We start from the raw sequence: 18,508 nt of genomic DNA, 5'->3' as shown, positions 1-18,508 counted from the left end.
GTTTCCTTAGATTATTTGAAAGGATGGTTTCCATAGGTCAACATATTTTTGTATAGTGCTTTTTGAAATGAAAGTTTCGTAATTCAGTCGTCCTAAACAGGATAGCTGAGTTATCTGCAGCAGCCAGTCCTCCTCATGTTGGGGATATTGGTTGAGAATCATGCCTAAAATATTTAGATTGCGTAATCGCATAGCTTCTACAGTAAGGCAAGTATGGTTTATACTTCCTAGATAGGCTTTACTCACGAGAATCCATGATGCGCAGGGCCACTGAGAGAACAAATCTCCTTGTAGAGTAGTTGGGGTACATGGAGAAAGAAATCCTCCTGAAGTTTCGATGATTAAAGGTTTCTTTGTTTTAGGAGGAGTAAGACGGTCTTGTTGAATACAAATGCCTTCGCGTTCTGCTGCTTGGTGTGCAGCAAGAGGATGGGAAAATCGGTAAGCTTCTGGATGGCATGTTGCTCCCGAAAGCATATGTACCTGGTGGCTGTCAGAATGTTCTAGAGATCCTGATTGTATAGGTTTCCAGTAGTCTGCTTGGAGTAAGGAAGTAAGAATAGTACTGACTAAAGTTTTCCCTACTTCTGTGTGAATTCCTGCGATAATAATGTGCATGAGCTTGTTTGGATATCATCAAGTAGATTTAAAAAATCATCAATTTCTTTTTTTGTATTAAATGCGTGGAGACATACACGTAATAACTCTTCTTTTTGTTTTACTGTAGGGCTCACAATTGGTCGAACATCAAATCCTGCTGTTTGGAATTTTTTTGCAATGTTACGAGCGTGTTGACTTCCAGAAATATATAGAGGTTGGATAGGAGTTTGAGAATTATTTTGGAATGGCGCTTTGGAAAGACTTTTAGCTTGCATTTGCAAATAAGCTATCCAATGGTAGAGTTTCTCTCTAAGAGGGCCTGCTGTTTTGTTATATTGATAGGCAAGGCAAATTGTTTTAAAGACATGGAGTGGTGGTGCTGTAGTATAGATAAATGCACGGCAGAAATTTATAAGATATTCTTTAAGTAAAGCACTTCCTGCTACAGCTGCACCATGCATTCCCAATGCTTTTCCAAAGGTATATACAGTAGCAGTGACATCCTTTTGTAGTCCTAAAGATGTTACATAACCCTCACCTTTTCTTCCAACAACACCAAGAGCATGAGCTTCGTCAACAATGAGATAGGCTCCATAATTTTTACATAGCTTACATAAAACAGTTAAAGGAGCTATACTACCATGTAGCGAATAGATAGACTCAACACAGACAAAGGTATTCCCCGAGAAAGGCTCAGACAAACGTTTTTCTAGATGTTGCATGTCATTATGGCGAAAAGGAATTTTTTTAGCCTTAGAAAGGCGGATTCCATCGTGAATAGAGGCATGAATATATAAGTCGTGAATCACACGATCTTGGTGAGAGGCTAAGGCAGAAATTAATCCTAAATTAGCAGTATACCCTGAGTTAAATATCAAAGCACTTTCCATATTATGATAGGCAGATATGTGTTGTTCTGCCTCATGGGCTAATGTTGAGTGGCCAGTTAATAAACGGGACCCTGTAGATCCTAAAGACGAAAGCGAAGAGAAAGCTGATAAGCACATACGATGTAATTCAGAGGAACGAGCAAACCCTAAATAATCATTAGATGTGAAATCCTTCAGATGTGAAGTCGTTTGTAAGGACCTTAATAAATGACGGTGTTTTTGTTTTTCTAATCGTTCTTTTAGTAAGGAGTTGATTGACAACATGGGTGACCCCGTGGCGTTACAAATGCTGGACGATGTCGCATACCGAGTAATTGGAACATAGCTGTATCTTCGTTTATCGTGCTATTTTCTACGGTGAGGAGCTTTTCCCCATAGAATATAGAATTAGCTCCTGCAATAAAGCATAATGTTTGTTGTTCTATGGAAAGAGAGGCGCGTCCAGCAGCAAGACGTACTGTAGTTTGTGGAAAAACAATTCGTGCAGTAGCGATGGTGCGTAATACTTCCCAAAAAGGTATTTTCGGCTGCTTTTCTAAAGGAGTACCCTCTACGGGGCAGAGAATATTGATAGGCACAGATTGTGGAGAATGTTCTCTAGAAGCTAGCGTATGTAGAAGACCCATACGATCTTCTGGAGATTCTCCCATACCTATGATTCCCCCAGAGCATACATGAATACCAGACTGATCCAATATATCTAGTGTTTTTAGACGATCTTCATATTTTCTTGTTGTAATAATTGTTTTATAAAACTCTTCAGAAGAATCTAAATTATGATTATAAGCATATAGTCCGGCGTCATAAAGTTTTTTTGCTTGTTCTGGTGTAAGCATCCCTAAAGTACAGCACACTTCTGCTCCCATTTGTGCTATGCCTTTAATCATTTCTAAGGTACGCTCAAATTGATGATTATCTTTTATTTCTTTCCAAGCAGCTCCTAAGCAGATTCTGGACGCTCCTGCGTCTATGGCTTGCTTCGCTTTTGCTAAGACATCAGTAATTTTCATCATGGGTTCAGGATGTATAGATGTTTTGTAGCGAGAAGATTGCGCACAGTAGGCACAGTCCTCTATGCACCCACCAGTCTTTATAGAGATAAGATGGCATGTTTGCAGTTCTGAATGTGGGAAATTATGACGTAATATAGCGTTTGCTTGATGAATGAGTTCAAAAAGAGGAGAATTATAGATTTCTTGAATGTCTTCTAGGGATAGGCGAGAATTATTTTCCATAGAAATACTCTCAGAAGGCTAAATGAAACGCATGGATTATTAGCATAGATATAGTAGAAAGTCAATAAGCTATTCTAGAACAGTAGAGGGAAGAGTACCTATAACAAGCAACTGGTATGTTGCAATGTGGTGATTGTACTTTAGAAACAGTGTTAGGTTATATTGTTACTTTGAGGAGGAGAAGGGTTGGGGTTTTTGTTTAGAAAATCTTTCAATATACTATGCTTGTGATTTTGAAGCGTGTCGATGATTTCAGGAAGGTTTTGAGGGTTTTCTAAGTACTTTTCAAGGAAGATAGTAATCCAAATACCGCAAGAAAAACCATCCTCTTGAATAGGAGTTTGGACAACTTTTTTTATAGTAAAAGGAGTATCGGATTTGGGAGAGGGGAACTGTTTTTCTAGGCGTTCTGCTATCTCTTTGAGTTTCGAGTCAATGAGTTGCGTCTGTATAAAACAAGCTAAGCTATCGAAATAGATAACTTCACGAAGATCAAGATTAACGATCACCAAGCACCAGTGGGAAATTTCTGCAGACTGTAATCTATGGGCAGTCAACATTTTTTGTATTATTTCTTCCTCTGTAGTTGCTAGGGGATGGTGCCATAGAGGATACGCGAATATCCGGAGAGACTCGCAAGGAGTGTGTTTTAGGTAACCATGTTCATAACTTTTGTGTTCGCACACAGCCATATCAGGTTGAGTTAAAAATGTTTGTTCACGAGAGTTATATAAATGTAGATCTAAGAAAAGTAATCTTTCTAATGAAAAGCATGACGCAATAGGTTGGGGGCCTTGGATTAAGAATGTAGGGTAGCGCATGTGCAATTTCTGGCAATGATGGGCAATAGCATAATTGTCCCAGCATTCTCCAGTAATGGGGCTCAGTACAGGCATTAGGAGTGAAGACAAAATGTTTGCGGGAAGATGGGTTTCCTTGGACGGTTGATGATGCATGCTTTTTTGCTTTGTGCATAAAGATTTTATCTTGAGATCCACAAGGTCTTGTACTGATAAGAAGAGGAGAATGAGACCCAAAGTTGCGATGATAAGAAAAATAGCTAGAACTATCCTAGCGACTTTTTCTATTAAAGAGGCATGATAAAATGCCCCCGGCTCTGTTTTACTATGTTGGATAGATAACCGATCGATTTTCTGATTCTGGAGAGTAAGCCATAATGTATCTAGGTTCTGAGTTTGAGATCTTGTGGAGGGGTGAACACAATGTACGGGTAGCATAAAAAATTATTCTGCTTTTTTGCAATAAAGTAATTAACTTTAACAAACATTATAATAAATAATTGCTTTTATCGTTTTTTTTATTTTATTTTATTAACAATTCTTTTTACGCCAAAGTGAAATAGAGGTAGGGAAATAAGATTAAAAAAAAATTTATATGCATAGGAAGAGAGCATAATTTGTAAAGTTTGCGTAAAGGAATAATGCATTCCTATATAAATGACTCCTAGGTCTACGATAAGTGTGTCCAAGATTTGAGATAAAGCAATCGAAAAATAATTACGTAACCAGGAAGGAAGTAGGGGGAAACGGCGCTTGAATAATTGAAATAGGGCGATGTCAAGTTGTTGGGAAACAATAAATGCTGTGAATGAGAAGAAACATGCTAGGGGGCTAATAGCAAAGATTGTGTGCCATGCATGAGATACCTCAGGAGACGTTGCTGGCAGTAGGGAGAAGATTTTTAATACACATAATGTAAAGAGGTTCCCAGAAAATGCGTGAAAAACCATAAGTCGCGTTTGATAGGAACCAAAAGTTTCATTAACAATATTAGAAATTACAAAAGTTAATGGGTACAGAAGCAACCCTCCAGGCAGAATAAAGAGGGGAGTCACTATAAGGCGAGAGGATGCGATAAGATTGGATAGGATAAGAAGTAACGAAAAATACAAGGATAAAGAAAAAACAATTTTATCTTTATAAATAGCAAAGTTCATGTACAGATCGTCCTGCGTCAGGGTCATATGTAGTGTGAGAATTCAATGTAATAGAGTCTAGTCGGCCTTGCTCTAGGAAAAAATGCATCAATTCAGAAATTTCATACAATTCGTAGAAATCACGTATAAGAAAAAAGGTAGATTGTGGTGTCGAGGGATAGAAAGGACATTGAATAATAAGCTCCAGGTTCCAGGGAGCGATAAATGACTTGCTTTTGAAAACATGGGAAAGTTCCCGAGTAGAGCTGAGTATTGCGGCTCCATACACCTTACTTTCCCCTTTTTCTTCAATAAGACCATTCTCTACAGTAAACCAACATAGTCGTTCCATTGCCATGACATTGCTGTGGTATACACGCACATAATCCTCCTGAACAGGGTAGAGAGCCTGAGCTCTTTGTACAGCCTTGATAAATAATTTCCCCATATTCTTGAAAAAATTGACAATGTGTTGATTAAGAAGCCAAGGAACATGGCAAAATAAATCGTGAATCATATCAGGAAAAAGAGAAAAATCGTCATATTGAGATGGACGAAGGCATGTAGCTATGGGGAACGTGTTTTGATGCAGTAGTGCTAGGTACCGATCCAAGGAAATTGAGGAAGTTGCAGGGAGAAGAGAAAATCCTGCATGCGTTTTTATCATATCTACAATATGTGGAATGTCTGGAGGACATTCTGAATTGAGTTTCAGCTGTTCTAAAAAGTCTAAGAAGGTGGTGGGGGAATGCATTAACCAGAGAGGCATGCGAGACCGTATAAAGCCAGGCAAATAAGGAGAGACTTCAGAAATTGCAGAAGAAAGTAGGAGAGCCATGAAAAGATCAGAACCACGAAAAAGCCAGCTTATGTTTGCAAAATCATGTTATGCAAAGCAATTCATATTGAAAAAAAATAAAAGGAAGGGGATTGTATTAGGGCAATCAGTTTTTGTCAAGGAGGGAGAAGTACCTTTTGAAACAGAAACGATAGAATTTGAATTCATGTGTTTTTAAATATATGCGTGTGGGTATCATTGGAGATACAGGAAGAATGGGGGTGTTAATTCGAACCCTATTATCTACACAACCTTCTTATACTGTAGGTCCCGGGTTTTCTAGGTCAAGTCCTCATCAGTTGTCTTTTGTTATAGAAAATAGTGATGTTCTTGTTGATTTTTCTTCTTCCGAGCTTACAGAAGAATTGCTTGATAATTTGTTGATCAAGGCGAAACCTTGTATTTTTGGAACAACACACCCTTCCCCATCTGTTATAGAAAATAAACTCAGCACCCTTGCTCAATATGTCCCTATTGTAGTTTGTCCAAATACAAGTTTAGGAGCTTATATGCAAAAGCGTTTGTCTGTAGCTCTAGCAAAGATTTTGGATAACAGTTACGATATGCGTATTACGGAAATTCATCATCGAGGAAAAAAAGAACCTATTTCAGGAACGGCATGGGATTTAGCAACTACGCTTTGTCAAGTGAAACATGAAGTATGGCAGCAAGAATATTGTATTGGGAAACAAGGGAACCAGGAAAATATAATTGAATTACATGCATCGCGTGTAGGGAATATTCCTGGTGAGCATGAAGTTGCTTTTGTGAGTAGCCAAGAACAAATTACTATACGCCACACAGTATTTTCCAGAGATGTCTTTGCTCAGGGAGTATTACGTATTTTAGATTGGTTGCGTATAGAATCGCCATGTCCAGGATATTATGGAATTGATTCGGGGTTAAGAGATCTTATATAAAAGAACAGTGCTTGCTTAAAAAACAAATCGATTATTAAAATGTTGCTCCTAAGGGTTCTTCGATTTTTGAATGAAAGAGTCTTTTTCTGTACTCTGTGTCATTGTTAATGCGCGCTTATTCATTATCTGTGATGGGTATGATTTCAGGAGGCATAACCGATGCACTTAGCTATTTTAGGAGCTACTGGACTTGTCGCGCAAAAATTTGTAGCTCTTTTGCCTAGATGGTTTCCTTGGAATATCACTGAGGTTGTTGCTTCTGAAGCTAAGCATAACCAAAAGTATAGCTCGGCATGCTTTTGGCAGGAAGCTTTGGGACCCATGCCTGAGAGCATAAAGCATTTATCTTTTTGTCATGTTGAAGAAATTGCCGCGGATGTTGTTGTTTCTTTTTTACCAGAAAAACCCGCAAAAGAATTAGAAACCTACTGTTTAGCCCAGGGAAAGTTGGTTTTCTCTAATGCATCTGCTTTTAGAATGCATCCGCAAGTTCCTATTCTAATTCCCGAAGTTAATAGCGAACATCTTCAACTGCTACATCAACAACCTTTTTCGGGGAGAATAATTACTAATTCTAATTGTTGCGTTTCTGGCATAGCCTTAGCGCTATCTCCTTTACGAATATTCGGTATAGATCATGTACATGTTGTTACATTGCAATCTGCTAGTGGTGCTGGCTACCCGGGGGTAGCGTCAATGGATCTTTTAGGTAATTTAGTTCCTCATATCCCCGGAGAGGAAGAAAAAATTATTCGAGAAACTCTCAAGATTTTGGGAACTTCTCATACACCCGCAGAATTTTCCCTATCTGTTACGGTACATCGTGTTCCCGTAGTGTTTGGGCATATGTTAACCCTTCATGTAATTTTGCAGCACTCTGTAGATATTCAGGAAATTCATCAATGCTATCATAAGAGAAATCAAAAATTTCCTGAGACCTATGTACTACATAGTTCTCCTTGGCATCCTCAGCCAAGGAAGGATTTGCATCACGATGACATGCGTGTTCATATTGGGCCCATTACTTATGGTGGAAATAAGAAAATCATCAAAATGAACGTGCTAATACATAATCTTGTTCGAGGTGCTGCTGGAGCTTTATTGGCAAATATACATACTTTTTATCGTCAATACTCTGGAGAATATACATGCTCCCAGTAGTATATAAATTTGGTGGGACAAGTTTAGCAACAGCAGAAAGTATTCGAAAAGTATACGATATTGTCTTTGCAAACCAACCCCGTTTTATTGTTGTTAGTGCCATAGCTGGCATTACAGATTTACTAGACACATTTTGTTCAGTTCCGAGACGAAATCGCGAGGAGATTATTAGGGATTTTGAACAAAGACATCGAGAAATTGTTGCGGAATTACAATTAACATTTTCCTTAGATTCTTGGGTGGATAAACTTTATTCCTACGCAGATAAGCAAGAGATTAGTCTTAAAGATCGCGCTGAGATTCTTGCTCTGGGTGAAGATGTATCAGCATCTTTATTCCACGCATTTTGTCATAAGAAAGGGTTTTTTATAGAGTTTTTAGAAGCACGTCGGGTGATATTAACCGATAATGTTTCGTATGATCGTGCTGCTCCAGATATTGTTAGAATGCGAGATAATTGGGACCAATTGAATTTATCTTTAGAGAAAAGTTACATTACCCAGGGGTTTCTGGGAGCGAATTCTTTAGGGGAAACAACGTTATTAGGTAGAGGTGGTAGTGATTATACTGGAGCTTTAATTGCAGAAATTAGTCAGGCAAATGAAGTTCATATTTATACGGATGTCAATGGCGTCTATACCATGGATCCGAGGATTATTAAAGATGCTCAACTCATTCCTGAGCTAAGTTTTGAAGAAATGCACCATTTAGCTAGGTTTGGAGCTAAGATTCTTTATCCTTCCATGCTATCTCCTTGTATACGTGCAGGAATTCCGATTTTTGTTACCTCTACGTTTGATATAACTAAAGGGGGAAGCCGCATTTATGCTACAGATAAAACTACGGATTATGAAACTCGTGTGATTGCTCTATCCCTACGTCAGAACCAGTGTCTATGGTCTATAGATTGTGTACTCGCAACTATAAGTTTGGATGAGATTTTGCATGTATTAGAGGCTTATCCCATTCTTCCTGACTTGATTACATCCCAAAACGCTACGATATCCTTTATTACCGATAATGATGAAGTGCCTGAAAGTGTTATCTGTGATTTGTATAAACAATTATCTCATCTTGGATCTGTACAAATCCTCCATGATTTGGCTCTTATTACGATGATTGGTTCGGGAGTAATTTCTACTCAAATTGTCACAGAAGTAACCAATAAGTTTCGTAATTATCCTTTTCCTGTATGTTGCTATTTTCAAAGTAGTACTACTTTGAGTTTGGCTGTACCCGAAAACCTAGCGGGAAATATTGTAGAACAATTGCATAATGTTTATGTTAAACAGGACTCTGTAGCCTAGGAGTGAGGATGCAATTACTTACCGCATGTGTTACCCCATTTTTCCCTAATGGGATGATAGATTTTGCTAGCTTAAAAAATTTGCTGTTTCGTCAGGAGAAAGAGGAGAATGGAATCATTCTTTTAGGCAGTACAGGAGAAAGTCTCGCACTCACAATTCAGGAAAAAAAAGACATTGTAGCTTTTGCTTGTAATTGTAACTTAACTGTACCTCTGATTATTGGAGTTTCTGGGGTTTCTTTGTATGAGGCCTATGAATGGATATCCTGGTGTTGTGACTATCCTATTACAGGGTTTTTAATGACAAGTCCTGTATATGCAAATCCAGGTATTCATGGACAAACCTTATGGTTTGAATCTTTATTGAATAGGGCAAATCGGCCTGCAATTTTATATAACATTCCTTCAAGAGCAGGAACTCCTCTATATGTAGAAACTGTAAAAGCTTTAGCTCAACATCCCTGTTTTTTAGGAATCAAAGATTCAGGAAGATCAATAGCAACATTTCGTGAGTATGCTTCTATAGATACTAAGTGTACACTGTATTGTGGGGATGATAGTTTATGGCCACAGATGTGCGTTGCAGGAGCGCATGGTTTGATTTCTGTTTTATCAAATGGTTGGCCTAAAGAAGCCAAAGATTATGTGAAGGATTGTGGGGATCCTTTGCGGTCTCTATTGTGGGAAGAAACTTGTCACTGGTTGAATCAAACAACCAATCCTATAGCAATTAAAGCTCTTCTTGCTTACATGAGAGAAATAAGCCACTTTTCTTTACGTTTACCCTTATCTAAACAGGATTTTCATTACCAGCATTCCATATCAAAAATTGTAAAAAGAATGACTTTATGGTCGAAAGTATGTCTTTCTATATAATTCCTTATCGCATGTAAGAATAGTTATGCGCAGTTTTTCTTGTTGATTTTAAATGATTTGCAATTCATTTTTTTTGAGTGCACGGATTGTATTCTATCTAAATTGATCTCATGTATCGGCCTACTCAGATTCTTTTTTCACCACCTTGGCGATCTCTTTTTACACACGATTCAGTTAAAAAATTGCCATCTGTGATTTGCAAGTTGCATTTTCTACATTTCTTACTCGAAATTTTCTTTTTTAATCGTGTGTATAGATTGCTATCTAAAATAGGAATAACGCGGCGGTTGTCTATGTTTGTTTTACATAGTGTTCTTATGTGGTTTTTTTTGTTTTATCTTATGGCTTCATGCATATTACATTTGTTATGTTGTTGTACAACACATCCTACAAGTAAATCGCAACGATCTATTCCAGTAAAATGGGAAGAAGTGCAATCTCCAAAGGCTCATGAATAATTTTGAGTTTATCGTGGCATTAGCTAGTCACATAAAATCCGCAACTTGGCTGTTTGTTTATAAAACATTATTTTTTTAATGATGAGTTTTTATCTTTAATTTTTGTATTCTATAATTTTATTTTTTTAGTCAGCTAATGTGAATTAATTCCAAAAGAGTATGTATGGTTAAAGGATTTTTTATTTATAACTTAATATGTATACTTTCACTATGTTCCCCAATTTTCACTGAAGATGCTGCCCAGACTAAAGAAGAGGAGATGCACATTTCAGTTAGGGAAGGCGTTCAGGGGGATATAACTACACGGCTTGACGAGTTATTCGAAGTTTTTTTAGAGAGAGGACAAGAATTATATCGGGATTTTCTAGAGGCATGTCAAAATGTAAATTTTGCAAATTCTTTAGAAATTGTAGAATTTATAAAATCTTCAAATTCAGGAAGAGAACTTTTACAGACATGTGACGAAATTCTTGCCTGCTTGCAGGTATCTTCTGATGAGCTAATAGATTCAGAGATTTCCTACGATGCTTTATTACAAAAACTAGAGGGAATTGTCAGACTATGGCAAGAACATAACCAGGCTAAAGGAAGGGAATATGCTTATAGGGAACTAGAGTTAAGAGAAAAAGAACTAGAATTTAAAAAAGACCTTCTTGCTTGGCAAAAGGAAAAAATGGCTAAAGAGATTGCTCAGAAACGAGAAAAATATACTCAGGATATGATCTTGCGTCGATTTTCATAGGGATTATTGTTCTAGGTTATTTTCCTATTGAACTCTATTTTCTATCTCTAAATGAAGGAAGTAGTGTGGATTCTCTACCCTAGCCTTCTTCATTGTTGTTACGTAGACCTAAGGGTATATTTTGGAGAAAGAAGAACTTTTGTTCTATCTTGATTAGAGTTGTTTATTATGCGAAGTAGTTTGCTGGAATTCGCATAAATTGAAATATTTCGAAATTTCGGTAATAACCATTCGTGGAGGGAATATGGGTTGTTGTTTAGAACAAAAATTCTTAGTGGCTGAGAGGTTTAAACATTCATTACTTTACATGTTTGAGGGGGCGCTTTTTCTGACATTATTAGCGAAAATTACTGTGACTCTACCCTTTACTCCCGTTCCTATTACTTTTCAAACTTTGGGAATTTACTGCTTAGGGGTTTTGACCTCTCCTATAGTAGCTGTGGGTAGTGTGCTTACTTATTTTTTAGGAGGATTGGTTCTTCCTGTCTTTTGTAATTCTTATTGGGGAATTGCAAGTTTTTTTGGCCCTACAGCAGGATATTTGTATGCTTTTCCTTTAGCAGTAGCTTGCATATCCTCCCTTCATCATCGGTATGGTAACAGTAATTTTAAGTTAGCTATAATCCTATGTATAGGAGCAAGTATTATTTTAGTATGCGGTACTTTGGGGCTTGCTTGCTATTTTTATCTTACAGGAGCAACGCCTACCTTAAGCATCGCACAAGGATTAAAGTTGGGCGCACTTCCATTTATTCCTGGAGAGCTTATAAAAATCCTTCTTGTAATCCAAGGAAAACACGTTGTAGGATTTTTTAAGAAAGCTGGCTAATTTTTATAATTTATAGCCGTAGATAAAAGGGAGTAAAGGAAGTTCAAAAAGATAATTTTATAAAAATGGGGCAGACAGGATTCGAACCTGTGACCAACGGGTTATGAGTCCGCGGCTCTAACCGCTGAGCTACTGCCCCAAAACTTAAGAATACATATGCTAGCATATCAGCTTCTCTCAGGCAAGTGATATCCATTTTTATTCTAAAAGGAAGGCGTAGGCGATTTTAAATAGCGTATAGAAATTTGTTTCATACGCATATATAAAGCTTCTCCTCCCGCTCTTCTTCCAAGAGATAGATACTGACTTAACTTATCAAAGAAAACGGGTTTGCACGTCAAAACTGTTTCTGGAAGTTCTCCGGAATAAATTTCCGTAAATATTGCAGCGATTCCAGAAGAAATCAAGGCTTCAGTATGAGTGAAGAAAAAGAGACGTCCTTTTTGATAAGTTTCATAGAGGTAAAGATCGCTTTGGCAGCCTAATACAAGGTTCTTTTTGCTTATTTTACTTGTATCGAATTCCCTAGGACGAGCTCCAATTTTAAGTATAGAGGCGTATAGGGTATCGGGATGCAATGGCTCAGCCAACAAAAATTGAGAAATGCGATTTTGTTTTTCTAAACAAGAGGTATGGGAATGTACGAGTTCCAATGTTAACCCTCAATAATAAGATTAGGCTCTTGACGCAGATTTGATAGCACTTGTGATAAAGTAAGAATCCGTTGGTTAGCAGTGGCAATAACTAAGTCAGGATTACTGAAGTGTAGCTGATCTTCATATCCCCGATAGAAAATATCAAATACATAGGGTAGAGGGGAGTTCATCTGTAACTGCAATGTATGTAGAGCATTAATAAGTGCTTCATTGTTTTGATGTTTGGCAATTTCAGCAATTTGTTTTTGCATAATCATTTGGTTTTTAATCAATTGATAGTAGTTAACAACATTCTGAATATTCACTATATTTTTTTTAAAAGCTTCTTGCTTTTCTCCTGAGCTTCCTTTCCCCAAACGTAATCCATAGATCGTCAGAATACTTATTTGGTTTCCTATTGTTGCTCCGAAGGCAAACCCAACAGCCTGGGGAATGGCATAAATTAAAGAGGAAATAGAAGCAACAATTGTAGCTAAAAGAATCTGACGTGTGCCGTTAGGGTCAAGTTGTTGTAGGCCATAATTCATCAGATTCCATATGCTATTAATATTTTTATATGCATTCTGACGATCCAATGCAGTAGATGTAAAAATACCAAAGATAACACCAGCCCCTAAACCAATGCCCAACCATATAGTTAAAGTTGCGGCTACAGTATGGTGACAGGCAAGTATAATCGCCCACGCAAGAATGTTTAATAAAATATACTTCCAGTTATCTCGAAGAAATAGGCTAATTTTTTCCCCTATAGAACGTACATGATCTCTACATGTCTTTGGTGAGGTTTGGTAAGGAAGAATCTTCAAAGAAGATAAAGGCTTCTGAGAAGATAGTGTCAGGCCGTGTCTTTCTAAGAAACTATGCTCTACATGCTGTGTATACAGGGGATGTTGCAAGTAAGCACTCCCTGAATTTGAAGAGATGAGACCAGAGGAAAGGGGGGATGTCATTCTAATTTATCAAGATAATTAAAGTAGATATTATGGTAAAAAAATAGATATTAGTTGTAAATAATATGCTAATTTTTTTCTTCAGTAGATGCGAGCAATTTATTTTTATAAATTAAAGTATTCTTATGAAAGAGAATTGACTTTTTCTTTATACTGAATATAATTTTGTTGCATTTAATGGGTGAGTGGATAGGAATTCTATTTTACTTTGTGCGTACCTTGTGAAGGCTAGCCAGCTAGTATGGGTTGCCGTGGTTTACAGGTGCTTTTGGCCAATAAGGATTGTGGTTTAGGGATAATAAATACATGGCAAAAAAAGAAGATACTATTGTGCTTGAAGGTAGAGTGCAAGAACTCCTTCCTGGCATGCACTTCAAAATATTGCTTGAGAACAGTGTAGTTGTCACAGCTCATTTATGCGGTAAAATGCGTATGAGCAATATTCGTTTGCTTGTTGGAGATCGTGTTACTGTAGAAATGTCAGCATATGATCTCACAAAAGCAAGGGTTGTGTATAGGCATCGTTAATTATTTTCTGTTGATGTTTTAAAATAAGTGACATAGACTAGGCAACTCCCTGAGCCGTTGTAAAAGTTAAGAATAAGCCCAGATAGCTCAGTGGTAGAGCACTTGCATGGTAAGCAAGCGGTCGTAGGTTCAATTCCTATTCTGGGCAGAAGCAATGGTTGGAGTAAAACTAATTTTAATGAGGATTCTGAGATGTCAAAAGAAACTTTTCAACGTAGTAAGCCCCACATTAACATAGGGACCATTGGACACGTTGACCACGGTAAAACTACGTTAACAGCTGCTATCACACGTGCGTTATCGGGAGACGGACTTGCTGATTTTCGTGATTATAGTTCTATTGACAATACTCCCGAAGAAAAAGCTAGGGGAATTACGATCAATGCCTCTCATGTTGAGTACGAAACTCCCAATCGTCATTACGCTCACGTAGATTGTCCAGGGCATGCTGACTATGTTAAAAACATGATTACTGGTGCTGCGCAAATGGATGGGGCTATTCTTGTTGTTTCTGCGACTGATGGTGCTATGCCTCAAACAAAAGAACACATTCTTTTAGCAAGACAAGTGGGTGTGCCTTATATTGTTGTTTTCTTGAATAAAATTGACATGATTTCTCAAGAAGATGCGGAGCTTGTTGACTTGGTTGAAATGGAGTTGTCAGAGCTTTTAGAAGAAAAAGGTTACAAAGGGTGTCCTATTATCCGCGGATCTGCTTTGAAAGCTCTGGAGGGGGATGCTAGCTATATTGAGAAAGTTCGTGAATTAATGCAGGCTGTAGATGACAATATACCTACTCCGGAGAGGGAAATAGATAAGCCGTTCCTCATGCCTATTGAAGATGTATTTTCTATTTCTGGTCGGGGTACAGTAGTTACTGGGCGTATCGAAAGAGGTGTTGTCAAAGTATCTGATAAAGTGCAAATTGTTGGTTTGGGGGAAACAAAAGAAACCATTGTTACCGGAGTGGAAATGTTTAGAAAAGAACTTCCCGAGGGGCGTGCTGGAGAGAACGTTGGTCTTTTGTTAAGAGGTATTGGTAAGACAGACGTTGAGCGCGGTATGGTTGTTTGCCAGCCCAATAGTGTAAAGCCACACACACAGTTTAAGTGTGCTGTTTATGTTTTGCAGAAAGAAGAGGGCGGACGCCATAAACCTTTCTTCAGTGGTTATCGGCCACAGTTCTTTTTCCGTACCACGGATGTTACGGGCGTTGTGACATTGCCTGAAGGTGTGGAAATGGTGATGCCTGGGGATAATGTTGAGTTTGAAGTGCAATTAATTAGTCCTGTAGCGTTAGAAGAAGGAATGAGATTTGCTATTCGTGAAGGTGGTCGTACGATCGGTGCTGGAACGATTTCAAGTATTATTGCCTAGTTTTGGGTGAGCATAAGCATGATTAAGATAGTTTGCTGTTTTGATCATGCTTTTTTGGGTGTGTAGCTTAGTTGGTAGAGCAGTGGCCTCCAAAGCCGCCGGTCGGGGGTTCGACTCCCTTCGCACCCGTAATAGACTTAATTTTTTGATCTAGAAATTCGTTTATGAAACAACGTAACCATCAAGAGACTATCTCAAAAAAAATTATTAAAGCCAAAAAGTTAGTGCAAACAGGCTTTCTAGATGAGATTAAAAAAATTGAATGGGTGAATAAGCGCGATCTAAAAAGGTATGTGAAAATTGTTGTGGCGAGTATTTTCAGTTTTGGCTTTTCCATATATTGTATAGATCTGATTTTGCGTAAACTACTTTCCTGGTTAGGCAGTATAACAAGCTTTTTATTTGGTTAATTGCATGTTTAAGTGGTATGTTGTTCAAGTTTTTACAGCACAAGAAAAGAAGGTAAAAAAATCTTTAGAAGATTTTAAAGAATCTTCCGGAATGGCTGATTTTATACAAGAGATCGTCTTGCCTATAGAAAATGTTATGGATGTAAAAAAAGGCGAGTGCAAGGTCGTAGAGAAGCTGATTTGGCCGGGATATTTGTTAGTGAAAATGCACTTAACAGATGAATCTTGGCTGTATGTAAAGAATACTCCTGGAGTCGTTGAGTTTTTGGGGGGAGGAACACCTGTAGCCTTATCTGAAGATGAGGTAAGAAATATTTTGAAAGATATTGAAGAAAAGAAAGCAGGTGTTGTTCAGAAGCATAAATTTGAGGTCGGCTCTAGAGTTAAAATTAATGATGGTGTTTTCGTTAACTTTATTGGAGTAGTTTCTGAAGTATTTTATGATAAGGGACGTTTGAGCGTTATGGTCTCTATCTTTGGAAGAGAAACTCGCGTTGATGATTTAGAATTTTGGCAGGTAGAAGAAGTTGCTGTTGGGCAAGAATGAGGAATTTTATGTATTCTTATTTCTCATCTTCTTATAATTTTAGTTTTTCGTTTCCTCTCTGAATATTTCAGAGGAGAGAGTCAAGATAGAATAAGGTTTAGTTAGTATGTCGAATAAAAAAGTAATTAAATTAATTAAATTGCAAATTCCTGCGGGAAAAGCAAACCCAGCTCCGCCAATAGGACCGGCTTTAGGAGCTGCGGGTGTAAATATTATGGGATTCTGTAAGGAATTTAATGCGGCCACGCAGAATCGTCCAGGGGATTTATTACCAGTAGTGATTACTGTTTATTCGGATAAAACTTTTTCCTTTATAACTAAACAGCCTCCTGTGTCTTCTTTGATTAAGAAAATTTTGAATTTAGAATCCGGATCAAAAATTCCGAATAGAAATAAGGTTGGAAAGTTAACTCAGGAGCAAGTACAGCTTATTGCTGAACAAAAAATGAAAGATATGGATGTTATTAGTTTAGATTCCGCGAAACGTATGGTGGAAGGAACGGCCCGAAGTATGGGAATAGACGTCGAGTAAATTAAAGAGTCGCATAATTATGACAAAACATGGAAAGCGTATACAAGGCATCTTAAAAAAATATGATTTTGCAAAATTGTATTCTTTAGAAGAAGCTATAGATATTTTAAAGCAGTGTCCTAAAGTCAAGTTTGATCAGACTGTTGATGTGTCTGTAAAGTTAGGTATAGATGTCAAAAAAAGTGATCAACAAATTCGTGGATCTGTTTCTTTGCCTCATGGCACAGGTAAAACTTTAAAAATTCTTGTGTTTGCTGCTGGAGAGAAAGCTCAAGAGGCTATGAATGCAGGGGCGGATTTTGTTGGCAGTAATGATCTTGTAGAGAAGATTCGGGGTGGTTGGGTAGATTTTAATGTTGCTGTGGCTACTCCTGATATGATGCGAGAAGTAGGTAAGCTTGGAAAAGTTTTAGGCCCTAGAAATCTTATGCCAACACCCAAAGCTGGCACAGTAACAACAGATGTTTCTAAAGCAATTACAGAATTGCGTAAGGGGAAAATAGAGTTTAAGGCGGATCGTGCTGGTGTATGTAATGCCGGTGTTGGTAAGCTTTCATTTGATAGTTTGCATATTAAGGAAAATATTGAGGCATTATGCTCGGCCCTAATTAAAGCTAAGCCGCCCACATCTAAGGGACAGTATTTAGTATCGTTTACTGTTTCCTCAACTATGGGGCCTGGCATTTCTATAGATACTAGGGAATTAATGGCGTCTTAATTCGAGAGGGAAAATGAAAGAAGAAAAGAAATTACTCCTTCAAGAGATAGAGGAAAAAGTCTCGGCATCCCAAGGTTTTATTTTATTAAGGTATTTTGGATTTACAGCGGCGCATTCTAGGGAATTTCGTAATACCCTTTCTGGGGTTTCTGCCGAATTTGAAGTATTAAAAAAGCGCATTTTTTTCAAAGCTATAGAAAATGCGGGCTTTGATATAGACTTTTCTGACACAAACGGACATTTAGGTGTTGTATTTTCTTACGATGATCCAGTTTCAGCAGCAAAACAAGTGTTAGATTTTAATAAACAACACGAAGATTCATTGGTTTTTCTTGCTGGACGTATTGACAATGCCTCTTTATCTGGAAAAGAAGTAGAGGCTATAGCTAAATTACCGTCAATGAAAGAGCTCAGGCAGCAATTTGTGGGAGTATTAGCTGCTCCAATGTCTCATGTTGTTGGAATTATGAATTCGGCTCTCTCTGGTGTTATTTCCTGTATTCATCAGAAATTAGAGAAGAACTAAGAAGAATGTTAAAACTCTTAAGTAGGTAAAAGGGAGACAAAAGTGACAACACAAAATTTAGAACAATTAGTAGAGACGTTAAGCAACTTAACAGTCATGGAATTAGCTAATTTAAAACAAGCATTAGAAGACAAGTGGGGTGTTACAGCTGCTGCTCCTGTAATGGCCGTTGCTGGTGGTGCTGTTGCTGGTGGAGAATCTGCTGCAGCAGAATCTACGGAATTTGCTGTGATTTTAGAAGATCTTCCTGCTGATAAGAAGATAGGCGTTTTAAAAGTAGTACGAGAAGTTACTGGTTTGGCTTTAAAAGAAGCTAAGGAAATGACAGAAGGTTTGCCTAAAACTATTAAAGAGAAGACTTCTAAGTCTGATGCTGAAGAAACAGTAAAAAAACTGCAAGAAGCAGGAGCGAAAGCTTCATTGAAGGGCTTATAATATCCTTTTAGGAAAGAAAAATCCTATAAATATAAGAT

Annotated in this window: 22 protein-coding genes and 3 tRNA genes; 16 read left to right on the top strand and 9 right to left on the bottom strand. The window is 37.7% G+C overall.

Annotated features, from left to right (window positions below; genetic code table 11):
* Positions 1 to 6: 6 nt before the first annotated feature.
* The 6 genes from bioD to M787_RS00425 form a co-directional block, all read right to left on the bottom strand.
* Entirely contained in the window at positions 7 to 618 is a 612-nt protein-coding gene (bioD, locus tag M787_RS00450; protein ID WP_021828503.1) for a dethiobiotin synthase, read from the bottom strand.
* Positions 582 to 1,751 carry an aminotransferase class I/II-fold pyridoxal phosphate-dependent enzyme gene (locus M787_RS00445; protein WP_021828502.1) on the bottom strand — a complete coding sequence of 390 codons (1,170 nt, stop codon included), beginning with the start codon at positions 1,749 to 1,751 and terminating at the stop codon, positions 582 to 584. The genes bioD and M787_RS00445 overlap by 37 nt, the downstream gene beginning before the upstream one ends.
* Positions 1,730 to 2,725, bottom strand: a complete 996-nt coding sequence (gene bioB, locus M787_RS00440; RefSeq protein ID WP_021828501.1) for a biotin synthase BioB — start codon at positions 2,723 to 2,725, stop codon at positions 1,730 to 1,732. Before bioB ends, M787_RS00445 begins: the two co-directional genes overlap by 22 nt.
* Before the next feature lie 152 nt (positions 2,726 to 2,877).
* Positions 2,878 to 3,963, bottom strand: coding sequence for a Ulp1 family isopeptidase (locus M787_RS00435; RefSeq protein ID WP_021828500.1), 1,086 nt, complete (start codon positions 3,961 to 3,963; stop codon positions 2,878 to 2,880).
* Positions 3,964 to 4,043: 80 nt separating this feature from the next.
* Positions 4,044 to 4,682 (bottom strand): queuosine precursor transporter, encoded by a 639-nt coding sequence (locus M787_RS00430; protein ID WP_021828499.1) that lies wholly within the window; start codon positions 4,680 to 4,682, stop codon positions 4,044 to 4,046.
* Positions 4,663 to 5,499, bottom strand: a complete 837-nt coding sequence (locus tag M787_RS00425; protein ID WP_021828498.1) for a biopterin-dependent aromatic amino acid hydroxylase — start codon at positions 5,497 to 5,499, stop codon at positions 4,663 to 4,665. The genes M787_RS00430 and M787_RS00425 overlap by 20 nt, the downstream gene beginning before the upstream one ends.
* A gap of 182 nt (positions 5,500 to 5,681) precedes the next feature.
* Between M787_RS00425 and M787_RS00415 the strand changes: the two genes are divergently transcribed.
* The 6 genes from M787_RS00415 (at position 5,682) to M787_RS00390 (ending at position 11,791) form a co-directional block, all read left to right on the top strand.
* On the top strand, positions 5,682 to 6,419 hold the full coding sequence (locus M787_RS00415) for a 4-hydroxy-tetrahydrodipicolinate reductase (protein ID WP_021828497.1): 738 nt from the start codon (positions 5,682 to 5,684) through the stop codon (positions 6,417 to 6,419).
* 159 nt (positions 6,420 to 6,578) lie between these two features.
* A complete protein-coding gene (asd, locus tag M787_RS00410; protein WP_021828496.1) occupies positions 6,579 to 7,580 on the top strand; it encodes an aspartate-semialdehyde dehydrogenase in 1,002 nt (333 codons plus the stop codon).
* A complete protein-coding gene (locus M787_RS00405) occupies positions 7,568 to 8,887 on the top strand; it encodes an aspartate kinase (RefSeq protein WP_021828495.1) in 1,320 nt (439 codons plus the stop codon). The genes asd and M787_RS00405 overlap by 13 nt, the downstream gene beginning before the upstream one ends.
* 8 nt (positions 8,888 to 8,895) lie before the next feature.
* Positions 8,896 to 9,762 (top strand): 4-hydroxy-tetrahydrodipicolinate synthase, encoded by an 867-nt coding sequence (dapA, locus tag M787_RS00400; RefSeq protein WP_021828494.1) that lies wholly within the window; start codon positions 8,896 to 8,898, stop codon positions 9,760 to 9,762.
* Between the two features lie 621 nt (positions 9,763 to 10,383).
* Positions 10,384 to 10,962, top strand: a complete 579-nt coding sequence (locus M787_RS00395) for a hypothetical protein (protein WP_021828492.1) — start codon at positions 10,384 to 10,386, stop codon at positions 10,960 to 10,962.
* A gap of 244 nt (positions 10,963 to 11,206) precedes the next feature.
* A complete protein-coding gene (locus tag M787_RS00390) occupies positions 11,207 to 11,791 on the top strand; it encodes a biotin transporter BioY (protein ID WP_021828491.1) in 585 nt (194 codons plus the stop codon).
* 66 nt (positions 11,792 to 11,857) lie between these two features.
* Here M787_RS00390 and M787_RS00385 read toward each other — a convergent pair.
* The 3 genes from M787_RS00385 to M787_RS00375 all read right to left on the bottom strand — a co-directional run bounded on the left by M787_RS00385 (position 11,858) and on the right by M787_RS00375 (position 13,397).
* Positions 11,858 to 11,930: transfer RNA gene (locus M787_RS00385), tRNA-Ile, on the bottom strand.
* Positions 11,931 to 11,994: 64 nt separating this feature from the next.
* Entirely contained in the window at positions 11,995 to 12,444 is a 450-nt protein-coding gene (locus M787_RS00380; protein ID WP_021828490.1) for a SufE family protein, read from the bottom strand.
* Between the two features lie 2 nt (positions 12,445 to 12,446).
* Complete coding sequence (locus M787_RS00375; protein ID WP_021828489.1) at positions 12,447 to 13,397, bottom strand: hypothetical protein; 951 nt, start codon at positions 13,395 to 13,397, stop codon at positions 12,447 to 12,449.
* Positions 13,398 to 13,703: 306 nt separating this feature from the next.
* On the opposite strand from M787_RS00375, the gene infA reads away from it, so the two are divergent.
* The 10 genes from infA to rplL all read left to right on the top strand — a co-directional run bounded on the left by infA (position 13,704) and on the right by rplL (position 18,470).
* On the top strand, positions 13,704 to 13,925 hold the full coding sequence (infA, locus tag M787_RS00370) for a translation initiation factor IF-1 (RefSeq protein ID WP_021828488.1): 222 nt from the start codon (positions 13,704 to 13,706) through the stop codon (positions 13,923 to 13,925).
* Positions 13,926 to 14,001: 76 nt separating this feature from the next.
* Positions 14,002 to 14,073 (top strand) — tRNA-Thr (locus M787_RS00365).
* 44 nt (positions 14,074 to 14,117) lie between these two features.
* On the top strand, positions 14,118 to 15,302 hold the full coding sequence (gene tuf, locus M787_RS00360) for an elongation factor Tu (protein WP_021828487.1): 1,185 nt from the start codon (positions 14,118 to 14,120) through the stop codon (positions 15,300 to 15,302).
* A 56-nt stretch (positions 15,303 to 15,358) separates the two neighbouring features.
* Positions 15,359 to 15,431 (top strand) — tRNA-Trp (locus tag M787_RS00355).
* 35 nt (positions 15,432 to 15,466) lie between these two features.
* On the top strand, positions 15,467 to 15,712 hold the full coding sequence (gene secE, locus M787_RS00350; RefSeq protein WP_021828486.1) for a preprotein translocase subunit SecE: 246 nt from the start codon (positions 15,467 to 15,469) through the stop codon (positions 15,710 to 15,712).
* Positions 15,713 to 15,716: 4 nt separating this feature from the next.
* The gene (nusG, locus tag M787_RS00345; RefSeq protein ID WP_021828485.1) at positions 15,717 to 16,259 is read left to right on the top strand and encodes a transcription termination/antitermination protein NusG; all 543 of its coding nucleotides are present in this window, start codon (positions 15,717 to 15,719) and stop codon (positions 16,257 to 16,259) included.
* A gap of 106 nt (positions 16,260 to 16,365) precedes the next feature.
* Positions 16,366 to 16,791, top strand: coding sequence for a 50S ribosomal protein L11 (gene rplK, locus M787_RS00340; protein WP_021828484.1), 426 nt, complete (start codon positions 16,366 to 16,368; stop codon positions 16,789 to 16,791).
* A gap of 19 nt (positions 16,792 to 16,810) precedes the next feature.
* Positions 16,811 to 17,509 carry a 50S ribosomal protein L1 gene (gene rplA, locus M787_RS00335; protein ID WP_021828483.1) on the top strand — a complete coding sequence of 233 codons (699 nt, stop codon included), beginning with the start codon at positions 16,811 to 16,813 and terminating at the stop codon, positions 17,507 to 17,509.
* 13 nt (positions 17,510 to 17,522) lie between these two features.
* The gene (gene rplJ / locus M787_RS00330; RefSeq protein WP_021828482.1) at positions 17,523 to 18,035 is read left to right on the top strand and encodes a 50S ribosomal protein L10; all 513 of its coding nucleotides are present in this window, start codon (positions 17,523 to 17,525) and stop codon (positions 18,033 to 18,035) included.
* A gap of 42 nt (positions 18,036 to 18,077) precedes the next feature.
* On the top strand, positions 18,078 to 18,470 hold the full coding sequence (rplL, locus tag M787_RS00325; RefSeq protein ID WP_021828481.1) for a 50S ribosomal protein L7/L12: 393 nt from the start codon (positions 18,078 to 18,080) through the stop codon (positions 18,468 to 18,470).
* The last annotated feature ends 38 nt before the right edge of the window (positions 18,471 to 18,508 follow it).

This window comes from Chlamydia gallinacea 08-1274/3, assembly GCF_000471025.2.
Classification (GTDB): Bacteria; Chlamydiota; Chlamydiia; order Chlamydiales; family Chlamydiaceae; genus Chlamydia; species Chlamydia gallinacea.
The sequence above is the reverse complement of the archived record's forward strand: the minus strand, read 5'-3'. Positions and strand labels throughout refer to the sequence as shown.